5 protein-coding genes are annotated in these 21642 nt (G+C 48.3%); 4 read left to right on the plus strand and 1 reads right to left on the minus strand.

Translation table 11 applies throughout. The features are described 5' to 3' along the window. Positions 1-69 precede the first annotated feature (69 nt). On the plus strand, positions 70-5853 hold the full coding sequence (locus ACO6VG_RS24075; RefSeq protein WP_422476009.1) for a hypothetical protein: 5784 nt from the start codon (positions 70-72) through the stop codon (positions 5851-5853). 127 nt (positions 5854-5980) lie between these two features. Here ACO6VG_RS24075 and ACO6VG_RS24080 read toward each other — a convergent pair whose 3' ends face one another. Beyond that, positions 5981-6187, minus strand: coding sequence for a hypothetical protein (locus ACO6VG_RS24080; RefSeq protein ID WP_422441918.1), 207 nt, complete (start codon positions 6185-6187; stop codon positions 5981-5983). Between the two features lie 68 nt (positions 6188-6255). Between ACO6VG_RS24080 and ACO6VG_RS24085 the strand changes: the two genes are divergently transcribed. The 3 genes from ACO6VG_RS24085 (at position 6256) to ACO6VG_RS24095 (ending at position 21622) form a co-directional block, all read left to right on the plus strand. Next, the gene (locus tag ACO6VG_RS24085) at positions 6256-10653 is read left to right on the plus strand and encodes a hypothetical protein (protein ID WP_422476011.1); all 4398 of its coding nucleotides are present in this window, start codon (positions 6256-6258) and stop codon (positions 10651-10653) included. 272 nt (positions 10654-10925) lie between these two features. Then, complete coding sequence (locus ACO6VG_RS24090) at positions 10926-15821, plus strand: hypothetical protein (RefSeq protein ID WP_422476013.1); 4896 nt, start codon at positions 10926-10928, stop codon at positions 15819-15821. Further along, a complete protein-coding gene (locus tag ACO6VG_RS24095) occupies positions 15818-21622 on the plus strand; it encodes a hypothetical protein (RefSeq protein ID WP_422476015.1) in 5805 nt (1934 codons plus the stop codon). The genes ACO6VG_RS24090 and ACO6VG_RS24095 overlap by 4 nt, the downstream gene beginning before the upstream one ends. Positions 21623-21642 lie beyond the last annotated feature (20 nt).

Genomic DNA, 21642 nt, shown 5'->3' on the forward strand with positions numbered 1-21642 from the left:
GCTGCTTTCACTCCGGTTGTGGCAATCACTTTTCACGGTAATAAGAGTACCCAGCTCTGAGGCAGCAGAATGACAAATGCCCGCCCCAATTCATTAAGACTTGCAGTGGCAATTGCAATCAGCTCTTCCATTGCTGCTACACAGGCAGTGGCCGATCGCAGGTTACAAGTCAGGTCTGTCGATATTCAGGGCACTGGACATGTGGAATTTACCCAGAGTGAGATCATAGTTAAGCCAACTTTGGGGAATGACCAGCAGCCTATACCCAAATCCTTTACAACCACCTACCCTGATCTGACTCGGGCAAGAGCAGGCTATAGGGTTCCTTCTGAAGGTTTCACGGATGTGCTTTCTGGCATTGAGGGCAGCGTTTCCAGTGTTGACGAGTTTGAAACAGACGAAAATTATGCTGCTCTGAAGTACACCAAAGTCCTGAAGGTTGGCAATGAGGGGGTATTCAGGTTCAGCCATAACCTTGAAGACGACAAACTGGTCATTGAAGTCAGAAACGGAATGACCCTTCTGGATTCAATTGCGGCTGTTCGTGCGCAATCAGGTGATATCCAACCATTAGAACCGTTAACAAAAATCGCCAGCCCACAACAACTGACCGGATTACTCAGAGGCGCGAATGAAAGAGCAGGAAACCTTGGCGAAGTTAATCATTATGTTGCCCTTGCCACCATTGAAGTAGATGACGTGAAAGTGAACGGGCGCACCTTCATGCGTCTTATCGCAGCGGGCGATGAGCCTCCCGGGTTGCAGCGCCTGGGTCAATCGCTCTTTGTCAATGATGAGGCACTTTTCGCGGCAGCCACCTCTGCTTATACCCAGGTTCATGTTCTGGGGAAAGATTTACAACAGGAAGCCCTGAATGATCTGTTTTCATATCATCCACCCGTCGGCTATGTTGTCAACGTTGAGGATGACACAAAGGTTTATCCGGTGCCTGCTGGTTATCCGAAACTGGAAGTGACTGAGGCTCCGGGTGAAACTATTGTGTTCCATGGTCAGAAACATAATCCGGCCGATATCGCATTTGTGGATGGCCTTTACGACACCTGGGCGAAAGGATTTGCCTGCACCTCCTCCTCTGAAACAGCAGTAAAGGTTAAAAAAGACAAGGTCAAAAGCTACCAGTACACCATTCGAAGCAGGCAGATGGCACTGCTGGAAGAGTTAGCTGCAGGGCACAATGCTAAACCTGACGGAGGTGGACAAACGACGCTTGCTTACGAAGATGAACTGAGAACACTGTCATACTATGAATATCTCCAGCAGGCATTGTTAACCAGTGCTAGTTCGGATGGAGTGGATGAATTTGAACTCACAATAGGACACATCGAGGTCACTTCATCGGTCGTCACGCCAACCTGGATTCATAATCAACTCGAAAAACACTTCAGCTTCAAGCCTGCACTTGGAAATCTTCTGACTAACCCGTTATTTATTCAGAATATTCTGAAAGTGATACCGGATGGCAGTCATACCGATCAGGCACAGACCGATGTTCCCGGGGACTTGGAAAAGTTTACTTCCAAAGTCATGAGAGATATTTCCAGACAGCTGATTGAGGTGGAAAGCCAACTGGAAGCCCAGCAGACACAAGAAAGACAAATGATCCAGCTTAGAGTCCACTTAAAACACGCCACGGAGAAAGACGCTGCCACCGAAACGGAAAAACCCTTAGCAATTGTGCTCAATCAGGGAATTGAGAATGGGCTTGCAGAGACCCGAAAAGCGATAGGAGAACTGCAAAACCAGTTAAATAAACTTCAGCAGGAAATCAAACGAACGCCAAAGCTGGAACAACAACTTTGTGATGCCAGAGAAGAGGCCAGAAAAACTTACAACAGCCGAAGGGCAGTAGAACTGGGTATTGATGACTGGGATGATACCCAACCACTCGAAGAACAAGCCAGATGCATCGAAAAAAGAATTGATCAAATCCATCAGACGGGGGTCGCAGCAATTACTGGAAAAGGACCGTTTTATGAAGAAGCTGTAAAAGTAACATATGCAGCCATTAAAGGCCGTTTTGGTCCTATCCTGAGCGATGAAATCGATCAGGGAGCCCTCTTTCAGTACATGCAACGACATCTGCAACGGAATACAGACCCCATCGATGAAGAGATTCGGCTGGCTGAAATTGAAGAAGAGTTCGGTCTGACTCCGAAAAGCGAAAACGACCTGGAAGCCCGTCACCAGGAAATTCTGCAGTACCTTCACGAGAAGGCGATTAAGCTCATTCAACAACCGGATCAGAATCGACAAGAGCAGGAAGAACAGAAAAACCCGTTACAAAAACTTCAGCAGATAACCGATCGAATTACAGCGCCGAAACAACAAACTCATGATGCCAGAGCAGATGCCATAAAAGCTCTCAATGCTCAAACGACAGAGGACCCCGGTATTGATGACCAGGACAATACCAGGCCACCAGAAAAAAAAGCCAGGCTTATCAACCAGAAAATTCATGAAATCAGGCAACCGGTTACCACAACATCAATTGCCCCAACCCCGGCTAGCACAGCGCCGGTTAGCTCAACAGCGGTTGCCGCAACGATGGTTGCCGCAACATCAACTGCTGCAACAGCACACTCTGGGGAAGACACCACACTGGACAACCGCGCCATCCTGGAGTCGACAATAAGAGACAAGCTCTCCAGAATTAAAGAGCTGGAAGAACAACTGGAAGACATCAGAACACCAGGCCACCCCAGAGCCATGCCTGAAGTACTCAAGATATTGAGTGACGTAGAAGAAGCCATGGAGATACATGACCCCAATCAAAACGACGATGTGTATCTCCGTCGCCAGTCTATTTCTGAAGAAATGCAGGAACTCATCACAAAATCAAGAGAGTGGGCAGAGGAAAAAGCTGAGGACCTGCTGGAAGCCATAGAAGAAGTATTTAACATCGAAATCGATGAAGATGATGACAATGCAGCAAGACTTGCCAGGGTTCGTGCAAGGCTCAATGACGATAATATCCCGGAGTACATGCGGGATAAACTACAAAATATCTGGCAGACAGACAACCTGCGTGTGGCCTTTGAACTTGTGTACTTCAAAGAGGATCCCGAACCTGAAAGCCCTGATGCTCATATTACCTTTTCTCGTGGGAAGCAAAGGCGGCCAAAATGGCTTGATATGCTTCGCAGGTGTCTTACCTATAAAGTCGAAGAGGTCGATAAGCGAGCCATTGAAGGATATGGCTATTATCCTGATCTTACCGATGCAGAACGCAAACTGAAAATCTGCTCTGATCAAAACGTTGCAGCTAAAGAAAGAGGTCTGGCATTGACTGCAAAACTAGCCAGTGACCTGGAGGTAACCTTTGCAGAAAACCATATCAGCCTGCGTCGTCAGAAGTCTGTTCTGAGAGAAAAAATCCGTGAATTACTGAATGAAGTTCACAAAGACTATGATGATGAAGTTGCCAAAAGAGCCTGGAATAATGAAATGGCTCATCAACTCAACATTAAAGACTATCAAGATGATGCCATTATCGACCTCCAGACCGATCTGATTGATGAAAAACTCCGACAGTTGGATGTTGAAGTTTTTAAGGCGGGTGAGCCTGACGTTTATGAGCGTGTAGCCGTCATTGAGAATGAGCTTGACAGGCAAATGGCCCGCCTGGGACCTAAGCCCCGATATGTTCTTGATCGTGAGGTGGCCAGCGCCAGAGAGGAAATAGAATGGGTTGAAAGTGTGCTGAAGTTAAAACTGGCTATTCTTCGTCGCGATCAGAAGTTGTGTGAAGGGAGCCGCACTGACCTTCAGGTTCAGCTGGAAGCTGAGATTGAAACCAGGAAAGCAGACATTGACAGACTGAAAGTAGTCCTGGCGATTGCGGAGAAAACGGTCGAAAATGACGGTGGCCCCTTCCAGTACACACCGAAACAGGTAAAAGTTCTGGACGCCATCCACACATTCATGCAGCAGCACCCTCTCAGGAAGCAGGCTCTGGAAGTCGCAATAGGCCTGGAAATATTTGCAGCAAACAGCAAGAGGCTGGTATATCTCAAGGGTTTCGATTTTGACGATGAATTTGCAACCATCCTCTTGCAGGCAGAGGTTGGCAAAGATCTGACGTTTGACCAGGCCAGCCGGGTAGTGGAATTCTTCAAAAGTCTGAAGAGGAACTTTCCGGTAAACCCCTCAGAGCCTTCAGAAGATCGGCACGTGAATATCCTGGAAGAAATTCAGAATCTGGTTCAAAGAGCACGGAATGAGATAAAAACAGGGGCTCAACAATACGACGACCTGATTAAAAGAACAGGCTCAGCAGGTATTCACTCCGTCGAGCATGAACCGGTTGACCTGAAAGGCTTCTCGGAATACTTCGCCAGCCATTCTGCCACTGGTAACAAGATCATCACTCTGCTGCGTGAAGGTCTGATCAGCAAGGTTGAACTTGAGAACTACATAAAAGCCGTCAAAAGAATCGACAGTTATCAGACAGTGGATGAATTTAAACACTTTCTTGGTTACCAACATGGCGTCAGATTGTCTGAGTTCGAGAGCCATGTCTGGAAACTGTCCGATGAGGGTGCTGAGGCACTTATGCAGCGTGCCTTTATGCCTGTGACCGTAATGGCATCCGGTCCGGCGGGAATGAAAGAATCGGTTGTCGGCATGCAAGAGTACGCAGCGGCAGTCATCGCCAACTACGTGCTTGACGATATTGCCTTTGATAATGGCCGCAGGACAGCAGCTTTCCTGAGCCATGTTCAGGATACCCTGACACCTTATGCCAATGCTGCCGACCTGTCTGAATCAGACCTGATCAAGGTTATCCATAACGCATTGATGCAGGCCCATGCCGCAGCGGTTGAGCAGCAGCTAAAGGATTACTGGGTCAAACCTTCTGCCTTCCTGGTACAGGCTGTCGCCTGGTACTTCTCCAGCTACAAACCGTTACTGGCGACTCATACCGCCTCACAGGCTACCACGCTGTCCCTCTCAAACATGGCGTTCCTCTATTTGCTGGACCTGACCAACAGGGGGGATTATCTGCACAGAATGCTCACACCTTTCCAGTACTGGCTGGAACGCTACCGAGTTGATCTTGACCGAACCGGCCAATATGCCTATCACAGTAGCATTGAACAAATCTCTGAAGTGGGCGGACTGGCCATGCCATTAGGTAAAGCTGCATCCTCAGTCATTCTGCTGAAAACCGGCTCTATGCTGTTTGCCAGACAGCACAACGCCAACCCCCGGAGGTATCGCAGTATTTCCCGTCTGGTGCCCGAAATAGTGAAATCCATGGGTTCCGGACAAGGGGTTCAGGTACCGCTGCTACACAGAGTGAAACCACAAAAAGTAAAAACTCTGGCTTCTGCCACCGCCGGGCTTGTGCTGGGTCCGGTAGCCACTGTCGGAGCATACGCCCATGGTCTTATATCCGGGTTCACCTATGCCCAAACCTTCGGATTCGCCCTGGCGTCGAGTCTCACTTTCGACTTTTTTATGAACGACAACAAGATGCTCACTCAATGGCTGGCTGGACCTCTTGGACGCAGTCTTGACAAAATTAATCGCTGGCGGGGTCTTGGCGAAACGGACAATGCGTATTTAAAACGTACCGCTATTGCATCACCTCAAGGCTTCAGTGAAACCGATGAAGAGTATGCAAGCCGCGTTAAAGCAAACAACAGGATGTATGGCTGGACGCGACACGAAAATTATCTGCAATTTCGTGAACGCCGTGATCGCACCATAAAACTGTTTGCGGATGGCTGGGAGAAATACCTCAGGGAAAATGTACCTAAATGGTCGTTCTCTCATACAGAAAGTATTCCTTACTCCTACACTCTGGGTGTCTTCTTCGAGTCACTCTGAGGTCGTCATTCCCGCGAAGGCGGGTGTCGCAAAACTCCAACAGCTCGTTCTCATGCTCTAAGGTCGTCATTCCCGCGAAGGCGGGTGTCGCAAAACTCCAACAGCTCGTTCTCATGCTCTAAGGTCGTCATTCCCGCGAAGGCGGGAATCCAGCGCCAACGGTGAATCTCTGCCTTCTCGGGAATGACGAGGCCAGGGGAACCAGGCAGTATGGTTCTGGTGGTGAGTCAGTGTGGATTCCCGCCTTCGCGGGAATGACGGGAGTGAAACCGGGAATGACGGGAGTGAAACCGGGAATGACGGGAGTAAAACCGGGAATATCCAACTTTGCCATCCTGAACTAAATTCACTCAACAGTTTAACAGAACAGCCATGAGCGTTTGGCAGCTCTGAGGTAGTAGAATGACAAATGTTCGCCCCAATGCGTTAAGACTTGCAGTGGCCGTTGCAATCAGCTCTTCCATCATTACTGCACAGGCAATGGCCGAACGCCGACTGCAGACAAGATCTGTCGGTATTTATGCCAAAATACCTGTGGAGTTTACCCAGCGCGAGGTCATAGTTCAGCCAACGGTAGGTGACGACCGGCAACCAATACCCAAATCTTTCACAACCATCTACCCTTACCAGACTCAGACCGTAACGGGCTATCATTTTCCTTATGAGTGCTTCACGGATGTTCTTCCCGGCATTGATGGCGGCGTTTCCAGCGTTGATCAGTTTGAAACAGGCAAGAATGACGCTGCCCGGAAATACACCAAAGTCCTGAAGGTGGGTGATGAGGGGGTCTTCAGGTTCATCCACAACCTTGCAGAAAAGAAACTGGTCATTGAAGTCAGAAACGGAATGACCGATCAGGGCTCAATTGAGGCTGTTCGAACTCAGTCAGGTGACATTCAACCATTAGATCCGTTAACAAAAATCGCCAGCCCCGAACAACTGGCTGCAGTGCTGAAGGGGGCCCATGGAAGAGCAGGAAAGCTTGGCGAAGTTGATGACTATGTTGCCCTTGCCACAGTTGAAGTAGACCGGGTTGAAGTGAATGGGCGTACCTTCATGCGTCTTGTCGCTGTCGGCGATCAACCTCCCGGGCTGCAGCGTCTGGGTCAAACGCTCTTTATCAATGATGAAGCACTTTTAGCAGCAGCTTCCTCTGCCTATACCCAGGTTCATGTTCTGGGAAAAGAATTACAACAGGAAGCTCTGAACGATCTGTTATCATTCCATAAACCCGTCGGATACGTTATACACGTCGAGGATGACACACAGGCTTATGCTGTGCCTGAGAATTGTCCAAAACTGGAAGTGACTGAGGCTCAGGGAGAGGTTATTGTTTTCCATGGTCAGAAGCAGAACCCGGCTGATGTCGCTTTTGTAGAGCTTCTATATGACATCTGGTTGCAATGGTATGACTGCAATTGCCCCCCTTCTGAAGCAATAACACGAGTTAAAAAAGACAAAGTCAAAAGCTACGAAAAAATCATTCGAAGCAAGCAAATGGCTCTGCTGGAGAGGATAGCTGAACAGCACAATCCTGAATATGCCAAAGGTGGAAAAACGACACTTGCCATCAAAAAGCAACTGTCAATGCTTTCATACGAGCAGCAACTGACGACGCTTTTATACTATGAATATCTTCAGGAAGCGTTGATCGTTGCTACGCAAGATAGAGCAGATGAATTCGACCTCTCAATAGGACAGATTAGAGTCGCTTCGTCGGCCTTCACGCCTGCCTTGATGTTTAATCAACTCGAAAAAAACTTCAACTTTAAACCTGCAATTGAAAATCTTCTGAATAACCAGCGCTTTATTCAGGACATTCATGACCTGATGCCTGCTTGTAATCGTATCAACCAAGAGCTGGGTGATACTCCTGAGACTAAAAAAAAGCTTGTTTTCAAGGTCGGAAGCGAGACTACCAGACAGATAATTGAGACGGAAAATAATCAGAAAATGTTGCTGTTAAAAGAATACGGTCTCACCCATCTTAGACGGCAAGTGCTGTTTAAAATAGAAAAAACCACTACCAGTGAAAAAGAACATCTCAGAATAGCTCAACTCAAAAAACGAATTGATGAAGAGCTTATGCAGCTTCGTTATGAGCAGCAACAACAGAACAACCTGTTACAGAAACTTCAGCCGGAAGTTGAACGATTTCCAGAGCAGAAACAACAAATGCGTTTTGACCTGACAACAGCTCGCAACGCTCAAATGGCGGCAGAGCTTGGTATTGATGACTGGGATGATATCCAGCCATTTAGAGAACAAGACCGACTCATCAAAAAAAAAGTGCTCAAAATCAACCAATTGGTTGCCGCACTATTTACCGTAACAGGGCAGTCTGATGAAGAAGCTGTCAAAGCAAAAGCGGTAGCCACTGAAGGCGAGTGCAGTATTGTTTCGATCGATGAAAACGGTCTGGGTTACCTTCAGTTCATTCGACAACTGCTGCAACAAGACATACAAGTAACCAATGAGAAAGTCCCGAAAAGACTGGCTGTCTTTGAAGTTAAGCCTGATGAAGAAGCTGTAAAAGCAAAAACACCGGCCACAGAAGGCAAGCGAGATATAGCTTCGGTCAATAAAGGTGACCTGCGTATCCTTCAGTCCTTTAAACAATACCTGCAACAAAAGAAAGAACTAACCGATCGGATAATCCATAAGAAGCTGGCTCACATTGAAGTTCAGCTCGGTCTGGTTCCGGATATCGAAAAGGCCCCGGAAATCCGTTGCCAGGCCATTCATCAACACATCAGGTTACAGGGCCTTCAGATGGCAAAAGAAATGACAGAACGGAGAAACTGGTTAAAGAGTCTTCAGGAGCAAACCGATCGAATCCCACCTATGAAAAGAGTAATTAGTGTCGCTGTAGAAGAAATCAGTCAAGATTACATCAATCAAATGGCGGCAAAGCTTGGTATTAATAACCGGGATGGTACCCAGCCACCAGAAAAACAAGCCAGACTCAGCCACCAGAACATTCATGAAATCAGTCAACCTGTTACCCCGGCATCGATTGCCCCAACATCGATTGCCCCAACACCGGTTGTCGCAACACCGGTTACCCCAACACCGGTTGCCGCACACTCAGGCATGCAGGATTTTGATGCTCAGACAGATTCTTTCAGCCATGCCAGAAAAGACACACAGCTATACGACGATGAAATTCTGGACATGAACTCAGCAGCCATTCATTACGTTGAACATGAGCCAGAAGATCTGAAAAGCTTCATGGAATACTTCTCTGCCCGTTCTGCCAGTGGCAACAAGATCATCACTTTGCTCCATGAAGGACTGATCAGCAAGGTTGAACTTGAAAACTACATGAAGGCCGCCAGAGATGTCGGCGGTTACGAGATTGAGCAGGAATTTGAGCACTTCCTTGGCCATAAACACGACATGGGGGTGGCTGAGTTCAAATCCGTTATCCAGATGCTGTCAGAAAAAGGTATCGAGGAATTCATACAGACTGCCCTCACTCCTGTGACCGCAACCGCTCCGGCAGGTATGAAAGAGTCTGTTACCGGCACGAAGGAGTACGCAGCTGCGGTCATTGCCAACTACATTCTTGACGATATTGCCTTTGACAATGGCCGCAGGACAGCAGCTTTCCTGACCCATCTTCAGGATACCCTGACACCTCACGCCAATGCGGCCGGAATATCTGAATCAGAACTGATCCAGACTATCCATGGCACATTGATGCAGGCTCATGCTGCCGCAGTTGAGCAGCAGTTCAATGATTACTGGCTCAAGCCTTCAGCCTTCCTGCTGCAGGCAGTGACCTGGTACTACTCCAGCTACAAACCACTACTGGTGACTCATCCCGCCTCGCAGGCTACCACGCAGTCCCTTGCAAACATGTCATTCCTCTATCTGCTGGACCTGACCAACAGGGGTGATTATCTGCACAGAATGCTCACACCTTTCCAGCACTGGTTGGAACGATACGGTGTAGATCTTGACCGAACCGGACAATATGCCTGCCACGGCAGGATTGAAAAAATCTCTGAAGTGGGCGGACTGGCCATGCCATTGGGTAAAGCCGCAGCCTCAGTCATTCTGCTGAAAACCGGCTCCATGTTATTTGCCCGACAGCACAATGCCAATCCTCATAGGTATCGCAGTATTTCCCGTCTGGTGCCTGAAATAGTGAAATCCATGGGCTCAGGACAGGGAGTTCAGATTCCGCTGCTACACAGAGCGACACCACAAAAAGTAAAAACTCTGGCTTCTGCCACCGCCGGTCTGGTGCTGGGTCCGGTAGCCACTGTCGGTGCATACGTCCACGGCCTTGTATCCGGGTTTACCTTCGCCCAAACCTTCGGACTCACGCTGGCGTCGAGTCTGACTTTCGACTTTTTTATGAACGACAACAAGATGCTTAGTCAATGGCTGGGTGGGCCTCTGGGTCGTAGTCTTGACAAGATGAATCGATGGACAGGCCTGGGTGAAACGCAGGATGAATATGTGCAACGTACCGCTATTGCCTCGCCTCAGCACTTCAATGAAACCGATGCCGCCTATACAAATCGTGTTAAAGCGAGCAACAGAATGCATGGCTGGACGCGTTACGAAAATTACCTGCAGTTCCGTGAACGCCGGGATCGTACCATGAAGCTGTTTGCCGATGGCTGGGAGAAATACTTCAGGGAAAATGTGCCTAAATGGTCATTCTCCCACTCAGAAAGTATTCCTTACTCTTACACGCTGGGTGCCTTCTTCGAGCCAAAAGCAGCGCTGACTGATCACAAGGTTGAGAAGTTCGATCATGACAAGAATACCCGCGACGAACTTTGATATCAGAAACCAGTGGATGCCCCCTTCATAACTATCCAAATGGAACCAGTATCAGGGACTACATACTGGTTTCTTTCAGAATGGGCTATCGGCTAAATTCACTCACCAGCTTAACGTATTTGCCACTGTGAACTAAATTCACTCAACAGCTTACCGCCACAACCATGAAGGATTGACAGCCTTGAGCGATTGACAGCCTTGAGCGATTAAAAATCGCTACCTCTCCCGGTGTGAAAATCGCTTTTCACGGTACTCAGCTCTGAGGTAATAGAATGACAGATGCCCGCCGTAATGCATTCAGTCTTGCTGTGGCCCTTGCAGTCAGCTCTTCCATTATCGTTACACAGGCAATGGCCGAGCGCAGGCTGCTGACAAAATCTATCGATATTGTGAAAGATGGACAAGTGGAGTTTACCCGGAGTGAGGTCAGGGTTCAGCCAACTTTAGCTGAAGACCGGCAGCCAATACCCAAATCCTTTACCACCACCTACCCGGATCTGACGCCAGCCAGAGAGGGCTATATCGTTCCTTCTGATGGCTTTACAAACATTCTTTCTGCCATCAGTGCTGACGTTTCCAGCGTCGACCTGTTTGCAACAGGCGAGAATGATGTTGCTCAGAAATACACCAAAGTCCTGAAGGTAGGTGATGAGGAAGTCTTCAAGTTCACCCATAGCCTTAACGAAAAAGAACTGGTCATTGAAGTCAGAGGCGGAATGACCGATCAGGACACCCTTGAGACTGTGCGTGATCGTTTTCCTGGCATCGAACCATTAGAACCGCTGACGAAAATTGCCGGGCCCGGAAGACTGGCTAATGTGCTCGAAGCAGCCAGTATCAGGGCAGGAAAGCTCGGCGCGAGTGATCACTACGTACCCCTTGCCACCATCGAAGTAGAAGAAGTTGAAGTGAACAGGCGTACCTTCATGCGTCCTCTCGTCGCAGGTAATAAGCCTCCTGAACTGCAACGTCTGGGTCAATCACTCTTTGTCAATGATGATGTTCTCCTGGCAGCAGCTACCTCTGCCTATATTCAGGTTCATGTCCTGCAGGAGGATTTACAACAGGAGGCGCTTAATGAACTGCTGGCACACAGCAAACCCGTCGGATATGTTGTACACGTCGAGGATGACACACAGGTTTATCCTGTGCCTGCCGGTTATCCAAAGTTGGAAGTGACAGAAGCTCCGGGGGAAGTGATTGTTTTTCATGGTCAGATGCAGAGTCCGGATGATGTCGCTTTTGTAGAAAACCTCTATAAACCCCAGGCACAAACTGGGGCTAATCACCCGGCTCCTGCAACAGCCCGGGTTAATAAACATAAAGTCAAAAGCTATCAGTACGTCATTCGAAGCAGGCAGATAGCAGTGCTGGAAAAGATTGCTGCTCAGTTGGCTGCTGCCGACCTTGACGAAAGTCAACTGATTACGCTGGCCTACTACGAATCTCTCCAGCAGGCATTGACCAGTGCTACTTCAGATCAGGCAGAGGGATTTCAGTTCGCACTGGAACACTTCAGAATTGCTTCGTCGGTCATGACGCCAACCTGGTTGAAGATTCAACTCTCAGAGCACTTCAGTTTCAAACCCGCACTTAGAAATCTTCTGACTAACCAGCATTTTGTTCAGAATATTCTCAATACCATACCTGTCTACTCCCATTTAATGGCCGATTTTTTTTACGAAGACGAACAGTTTGCTGCCAAAGTCCTGAGTGACATGGCCAAAGAGCATATTAAACTGGACAGCAGGCGAGAACAGCTACAGATCTCAGAGGCCAGGCTCTCCCAGCTTAAAAGTCAGTTGCAGCACGAAACGGAAAGAGCCGACGCCGGTGATAAGGAAAAACAGAAAGCACGAAGTCCCTGTTGGGAAGACGGGAATGAGCTTGAAAAGCCGGAAGAAACAATAACCCAAACCCCAGGCCACCGCAAAGCCAGGCCTGAAGTACTCAATAAACTGAAAGCCGTGGTAAGAGCCCTTGAGGACGACCGCCTCAGTTGTGAAGACGATGAGTATCTCCATCAACAGATCATTTCTGAAGACATACAGAAATACATCAGAGAAGCCAGAGAGCGTTCAGAGGAAAAGGCCCTGAACATACTGGCAAGCATAGAAAAAATGTTCAACATCGAAATCAATGAAGGTGATGACCAAGCAGCAAGACTTGAGAGGGTTTATAAAAAGCTTGATAGCGGAGATGTCTCAGCTGACGACCTGGATAAGATGGACAAAATCCTCTGGGAGGATTTCAGCACAGCCCCGGAAGATCTGGAAGGAAGGGATGTCAGACTCAACTCGATTCATGGGCGTCTTACTTTTAAAGTCGAAGAATGGGAACAACGAGCCAAAGAACAACAGACCTATTATCTTTCGTCTGTAGAAGATGAGCTGGAGATCTACCCTTATAAAAGCGATGCCGCTATAGAAAAAGGCAAAACTCTGACTGCCAGACTGGCCAATGATCTGCAGGTGGAGTTTGAAAAGGATATCAACCTCTCTGACAAGAAGCATATTCTATTAGCCAAAGTTTGGGCACTCACTGATGAAGTCTCAGATGTCTATGAAAATGAAAGTATCAAAAGAGACAGAAACAATGAAATAGCCCATCAACTCAACATTGAAGACTATCAGGATCATGCCACTATTGACGACCAGATCAGTCTTATTAAAGAAAAACTCACACAGCTGCGTAAAGAAGTTCTCGGGGCGGGCAAGCTTGATGTTAATGAGCGCATTGCGGCTATAGAGGACGAGCTTGACAAGCAAATGGCTCGCCTGGGATCTAAACCCCGATACGCTCTTGATCGTGAGTTAGCCACAGCCAGGCGCTTATTGGAAGAAGCTGAAAATGAGCTGAAAACTGCTCATCAAAAACTGGATGTTATGCGCATCAAACAACTTGTATTTACCGGGACCCGTGCCTACCTCCGACGTATCTCGCAACAACCCACTCTTAGCACCATTGAAGAAGCCGTGGATCTTGAACTGGACACTACTGATAGCAGTGAACAACCGGTTAAGGCCCCGGGAAAAAGACAGACACAAGCGGGCGGTAATGGTGGTACTGGCAGCAAGATGAGCCAGCAACTGACTCAGGAAAAGACCCGCCTGGAAGCTGAAGTTGAAGCCAGAAAAGCAGACGTTGAGAGAATGAAAGAAGTCCTGAAGTCTGCAGTGGAAGCCATCGAAAATGACGGCGGCCCCTTCCAGTTCACGCCAAGACAGGAAAAAGTTCGGGCCGATATGCACGCCTTCGTGCAGCAGCACTCTCTCAGGAAACAGGCTCTGGAAGCCGCAATGGGTCTGGCACAATCAGCAGCAAAAAGCGGTAAGGCAATACCCTGCCTTACGAGTTTCGATTTTGACAATGAATTGGCACCGGTTCGCTTGCAGGGACTGGTCGGCGATGAACTGACGTTTGCCCAGGCCAGCCGGATTGTGGCCGTTTTCAGGAGCTTTAAAACCAGCTTCCCGGAACCTTCTCCCGAGCTTATGGAGGATCAGTCACAGAATGTTCTGGAAAAAATCCGGTCGCTGGTGCAAAGGGCCAGGAATGAGATACAGAAAGGGCCTGAACAATACGACGAAGAAATTCACAACATGGGCAAAACCGCCATTCACTACGTTGATCATAAATCAGGTGACCTGAATAGCTTCACGGAATACTTCGCCAGACATTCTGCCAGCGGTAAAAAGATCATGGCTCTGCTGCATGAAGGACTGATCAGCAAGGTTGAACTTGAGAACTACATAAAGGCCATCAGGAGAGTCGATAATTATAAGACAGTGGATGAATTTGAACACTTCCTTGGCTACAAACACGGCGTCCAGTTGACTCACTTCAAGGCCGCCTTACGGATGCTGTCTGACAAAGACGTTGAGAAATTCATAGAGAGTGCCATTACTCCTGTGACCGGGGCTGACCCGACGGCTCTGAAAGAGTCTGTTACCGGCATGAAAGAGTACGCTGCTGCAGTCATCGCCAACTATGTTCTTGACGATATTGCCTTTGACAATGGCCGCAGGACGGCAGCTTTCCTGACTCATGTTCAGGATACCCTGACACCTTATGCCAATGCTGCCGGAATATCTGAATCAGAACTGATCCAGACTATCCATGACAACTTGATGCAGGCTCATGTCGCAGCGGTTGAGCAGCAGCTAAAGGATTACTGGGTCAAACCTTCAGCCTTCCTGATACAGGCTGTGACCTGGTACTTTTCCAACTACAAACCCCTGCTGGTGACCTACAGTGCCCGGCAGGCTGCCGAACTGCACCTCTTGAATATGTCGTTCCTCTATCTTCTGGATCTGACCAACAGGGGCGATTATACGCACAGGATATTGACACCTTTCCAGCATTGGCTGGAACGCTATGGTGTTGATCTTGACCGAACCGTTCAATATGCCTGCCACAGTGCAGTTGAACAAGTCTCTGAAGTGGGCGGACTGGCCATGCCATTGGCTAAAGCCGCTTCCTCAGTCATTCTGCTAAGAACCGGCTCCATGCTCTTTGCCAGACAGCGCAACGCCAATCCTTACAGATATCGCAGCATTTCCCGCCTGGTACCCGAAACAGTGAAATCCATGGGTTCCGGGCAAGGGGTTCAGGTGCCACTGGTGCACAGGCTGACACCGCAAAAAGTAAAACAACTGGCCTCTGCTACAGCCGGTCTGGTGCTCGGTCCAGTAGCCACTATCGGAGCATACGTTCACGGCCTTGTATCCGGGTTTACCTATGCTCAAACATTCGGATTCGCACTGGCATCGAGTCTTACTTTCGACTTCTTTATGAACGACAACAAGATGCTCACTCAATGGCTGGGCGGACCTCTGGGCCGGAGTATTGACAGGATAAATCGCTGGCGAGGCATCGGCGAAACCGACGATGAATATGTGAAACGTTCGGCTATTGCCACGCCTCAACGCTTCAATGAAACCGATGAAGAATATGCAAACCGTGTTAAAGCAAACAACACGATGCATGGCTGGACTCGACACGAAAACTATTTGCAGTTCCGAGAACGCCGGGATCGCACCATGAAGCCGTTTGACAATGGCTGGGAGAAATACTTCAGGGAAAATGTGCCGAAATGGTCATTCTCCCATGCAGAAAGTATTCCTTACTCCTACACTTTGGATGCTTTGTTAGAGGTAGTAGAATGACAAATGCTTACCCCAGTGCATTAAGCCTCGCAATGGCGATTGCAATCAATTCTTCCATCATTGCTACACAGGCACTGGCCGACCGCAGGTTGCAGACAAAATCTGTTGATATTCAGGGCGACCGACATGTGGAGTTTACCCAAAGTGAGGTCATAGTTCGGCCAACTTTAGATGATAACCAGCAGCCAATACCTAAATCCTTTACAACTACCTACCCTGATCCTGATTTCTCTGGACTCAGAGTGGGCTATGTCAGCCCTGCCGGAGGCTTTACAGACATTCTTTCTGATTTCGATTGTCATGTTTCCAGTGTTGATCTGTTTGAAACCGGCGAGAATGACGTTGCTCAGAAATACACCAAAGTCCTCAAGGTGGGAGATGAGGGAGTCTTCAGGTTCAGCCATAACCTTGAAGAAAAGAAACTGGTCATTGAAGTCAGAGGCGGAATGACCGATCAGGACTCTGTTGAGATGGTTCTTTCTCAATGGGCTGACATGAAATCCCTGGAACCTTTAACGAAAATCGCCAGACCCACACAGATGTTAGCAGTGCTGGAAAGCGTTGATGAGAGGGCAGGAAACCTCGGCTCGAGTGATCACTATGTTGCCCTTGCCACTATTGAAGTAGACAAGGTTGATGTCAGTGGGCGTACCTTCATGCGGCTTATCTCGGGGGGTGAACGGCCTCCAGAACCGGAGCGTCTGGGACAATCGCTCTTTGTCAATGATGAGGTTCTCCTAGCGGCGGCCACCTCTGCCTATATACAGGTTCATATACTGGCAGGAGAGTTACAACAGGAAGCTCTCAACAAGCTGCTGTCATACCATAAACCCGTCGGATATATAGTACACGTCGAGGATAACATGCAGACTTACTCTGTGCCTGCCGGTTATCCAAAACTCGAAGTGACCGAGGCCCCCGGAGAGGTTATTGTTTTCCATGGTCAGAAACAGAGCGCGACCGATATCGCTTTTGTAGAAACCTTCAATAACCTCCTGAAAGAAGCTGAGGGTAATGACCCCGTTCATAAAGTAACAACAGAGATTCAAGAACATAAGGTCAATAGCTACCGATACGTCATTCGAAGCAGGCAGTTGGCAGTACTGGAAGAGTTTGTTGTACGGCACGAAGCCGGAGTTAACAAAGATCAAATGACGCTTGCACAGGAAGATAAATTGACGGCGCTTGCGCTTGCCAACTATGAATCTCTGCAGCAGGCATTGAGCAGTGCGACTCCGGATCAAACACATAAATTTGAGTTCACACTGGAACACATCAAAGCTGCTTCGTCAGTGATCACGCCAGCCTGGATGCAGGACCAACTCTTAAAATACTTCAGCTTCAAACCTGTACTCAGAGATCTTCTGACTGATCAGCATTCTGTTCAGAAGATGCTGAGCTATATACCCACTGTCGTCAGTTCCGCCAACAACATGGACCGACAGCTGACTGAGGTCGACGACCAGCCGGAACAACTAGTCCGTGATGCCAGAAGTGTTTACAACTCTGAAATGGCAATACTGCTTGGCATAGATGACTGGGATGATACCTGGTCACCGGATGAGCAAGCCATTCGTCTCCTGGAGAAAATTAACGACATGCACAGAGCGGTTGCCAACGCTCACTCCATTCAACAGTATCGGCAACAACAGACAGACCTGTCCGACCCGGAGAAACTGGCACTGGTGACAGAGAGGCAACAAAGCACCAGCACAGAGACTGAAAAATCAGCTGAAATCAGAGCCCGCTTTGCAGCTCTTGCCGAACATTTAAACATTCAGGATTTTGATAGCAATGCAGATATTGACGCTCAACAAGAGCGCCTGATTCAGAGCATTCAGACCCTGAATGCTCAAGTCACTGAGGACGAAGCTTTCGTCAAATTAAGGAAAGATTCCGTGAGGGAGGTTCTTAGTCTTGCACTGAGTGAACGCAACACGTTAGAAGACCGTCAGGTACTGTCAGAAGACACTAGGCGCGGGGTCGACAGACTTGCAGGTGTGGAAAATCCCCCCGAATTAAAGCCTGAAGTACTTCATAAACTGAGTGCTCTGGAAGCAGCCCTGGACATGGATGTCCTCGATAGAGAAGACGATGAGTACAGTCGTCGTCAGGCCATTTCTGAAGAAATTCAGACATTCATCACAAAAGCCAGACAGCGGACAGAGGAAGAGGCACTGGAGTTACTGAAAAACGCCGAAGGAATCCTCGGGATCGAGGTCAATGAAGGCGATCACAACGAAAAACGACTTCACAGAATTCTTACAAAACTTGTCAGCGATGACATCACCGAAAAAAAACTGGATCATATAGAGCATGCCTTCAGGCAAGAAGACTTCATACCTGAGAACGAATACTGGAAAGATAAAATTCGGAGGCTTGGTAAGCGTCTTGTCTTTTATATCGAAGGCGCCGGTCATCGAGCCTTACATCAACAGACAAGGATGCTTGAAACTCTAGAAGACGAGCTGGGTATCGACACAAGTAAAAACGTTGCTGCTAAAAAAGCAAGCCAGACTTTCATTGCTACACTGGCCGATGCTCTAGAAATAGAATTTGAAAAAGATGCCAGCCTGAATGAACAGAAGGAAGTTATGGCAGCCAAAATTCAGGCACTGATTTATCAGCTAGACGAACTCTACGATAACGAAGGTATTATAAGAACCAGAAATAACGAGATTGCACATCGCCTTGGCATTGGGAACTATAAAGACGATGCCGCTGTGGATGTTCAGTCCAATCTCATTAAAGAAACTCTCCAATATCTGCATGAAATCGTTTTAAAAGTAGATCAGCCCGACGTTCATGAGCGTATCGCAGCCATTAATGAAGAGCTTGACAGGCAAATGGCGCGCCTGGGACCTAAGCCTCGATTCGTCCTTGATCGTGATCTGGCCATGGCCAGTCAAGCATTAAAAGAAGCTGAAAGCGAGCTGAATGATGTTCATCGCAAACTGAATGAAATTCGTGGCAAAAATGTGTTATTTGCGGGGAACCGTGCTGACGTCCAACATATCTCCGATGAAGACGACACGCTTTTAACTAAGGCAATGAAACAATTGCAGACCGGCCTTGGCCTGGCTGCAGGTGATGAACAAAGACCTGCTGGGCGAATTGAGGACATCATGCATTTCCTGGGGAGATACAGTAAAGCGACACGGAATGAAATCATTGAGCAACTGGGAGCCAAAACAAATACGAACCTCGAGATGAAAGGAGATGTCGAAAGTTTTCGGGAAGATGATGATTACTTTTTTATCTTTCGGAGCAATCCAGATAATAATGATCAAGACCAAGATGATAAAGTTGCTGAACCATTGGGTGAACTGCCTCTGGCCAAGGCAAAGTACATTCAAGTCAAACAATTCCTGCGTCGTCACGACAAGAAAAACAGGCAGGTGACCAGTGCACTGCTTGAAGAGAGGAATGCACGAGAGAATCTGGAACTTAAGAAAGAGGAAATTAAGCGTTTTGAAAACACCGATGAGAAGACTGAAATCGTATACAAGAAAGAAATAGTTCAGCTGAATAAAGCCCTGGAGCAGAAAAGTAAGGCTGTAGCAAAAGCAGAAGAGGACCTGACGGATCTTGAAGCCCGTCTTGACTCGATGGAAAGACTCATCGGTCTTAAACCAGACGCCACTGACACCAATGAATACCGGGTTAATGCCCTGAGAAACAGGCAGGCAGAGCTGGGCGGTGATGATGGTACTGGCGGCTATATCCAACAACTGACTCAGGAACAGGCCCGCCTGGAAGAGGAGATTGAAACCAGGCAAGCAGATATTGAGAGGTTAAAGGAAGCCCTGGGGGCTACAGAGAAAGCTCTCGAAAATGAGGGTAGTCACTGCCAGTACACGCCGGGGCAGTTAAAAGTTCTGACCGATATGCACACCTTCATGCAGCAGCACCCTCTCAAGAAACAAGCTCTGCAAGCCGCATTGGGTCTGGCAGAATTAGCAGCAAAAAACCCTGAGAAAATACACCTCCTTAAAAAGCTCAATTTTGACGATGAATTTGCGCCAATTCGCTTGCAGGCGTTGGCTGGAGATGATCTGACGTTCGGTCAGGCCAGTCGAATTGTGGAATTCTTCACGAGTTTGAAAACAAACTTCCCGGAATGCCCTTCCGAACCTGTTGCAGATTGGCCTTTGAATGTTCTGGAAGAAGTCCAGACTCTGGCAAACAGGGCCAGAAAAGAGATGAAAACCGGGTCTCAACAATACAACAACGAAATTAACGACATGGCCAAAACAGCCATTCACTTAGTCAAAGATGCACCAGGGAAACCGAAAGATTTCTCGGAATACTTCGCTACCCATTCTGCCAGTGGTAACAAGATCATAACTCTGCTGCGTGAAGGCGTGATCAGCAAGATTGAACTTGAGAACTACATAAAGGCCGTCAAAGGCGCCGACGGTTATCAGACAGTGGACGAATTTGAACATTTCCTTGGTTACCAACACGGCGTCAAGGTGCCTAAGTTCAGGAAGGTCATCCGGATGCTGTCCGACAGGGGGATTGATGAATTCCTGGAAAGTGCCTTTAACCCTGTGACGGTGGCTGGCGCGGCGGGTATAAAAGCTTCTGTTGCCGACATGAAAGAGTACGCAGTTGCTGTCATCGCCAACTATGTTCTTGACGATATTGCCTTTGACAATGGCCGCAGGACGGCAGCGTTTCTGGCCGATGTTCAGGATACCCTGACACCTTACGCCAATGCTGCCGGACTCTCTGAATCAGAACTGATCAAAGCTGTCCATGACACATTGATGCAGGCTCATGCCACAGCGGTCGTACAGCAGCTCAATGATTACTGGGTCAAACCTTCGGCCTTTCTGGTACAGGCTGTCACCTGGTACTTCTCCAGCTACAAACCACTACTGGCGACTCGTACCGCCGGGCAGGCTTCCGCGCTGTCCCTGTCAAACATGGCGTTCCTCTATCTTCTGGATCTGACCAACAGGGGGGATTACGCGCACAGAATGCTCATACCTTTTCAGCACTGGCTGGAAGACTACGGTGTTGATCTCGACCGAACCGGGCAATATGCCTATCACAGCGAAATTGAAACAATCTCTGAAGTGGGTGGGCTGGCCATGCCATTGGGTAAAGCCGCTTCCTCCGTCATTTTGCTGAAAACCGGCTCCATGTTGTTTGCCCGACAGTACAACGCCAACCCGCAGATGTATCGCAGCATTTCCCGTCTGGTGCCCGAACTAGTCAATTCCATGGGTTCCGGGAAAGGGGTTCAGGTACCTGTGCTGCATAAGGTGACACCACAAAAAGTAAAAACTCTGGCTTCTGCCACGGTCGGTCTTGTGCTGGGACCGGTAGCCACCTTCGGAACATACGCCCATGGTTTTTTATCCGGTTTTACCTATGCTCAAACCTTCGGATTCGCCCTGGCGTCGAGTCTCACTTTCGACTTCTTTATGAACGACAACAAGATGCTCACTCAATGGCTGGGTGGTCCTATGGGCCGCACTCTTGACAGGATTAATCGCTGGCGAGGCATCGGTGAAACGCAGGATGAATATGTGAAACGTACGGTTATTGCCACGCCTCAACGCTTCAATGAAACCGATGAGGCCTATGCCAACCGTGTTAAAGCAGGCAACATGATGTATGGCTGGACTCTACATGAAAATTACCTGCAGTTTCGTGAACGCCGTGATCGCACCATGAAGATGTCTGAGAATGGCTGGGAGAAATACTTTAAGGAAAATGTACCTAAATGGTCGTTTTCCCACGCAGAAAGCATTCCATACTCTTACACTCCTGGAGCCTTTTACCAATGATAAAAGAGCGATAATGAGAA

The organism is Endozoicomonas sp. ALB032 (assembly GCF_049310125.1).
In the GTDB taxonomy this organism is placed as follows: Bacteria; Pseudomonadota; Gammaproteobacteria; order Pseudomonadales; family Endozoicomonadaceae; genus Endozoicomonas_A.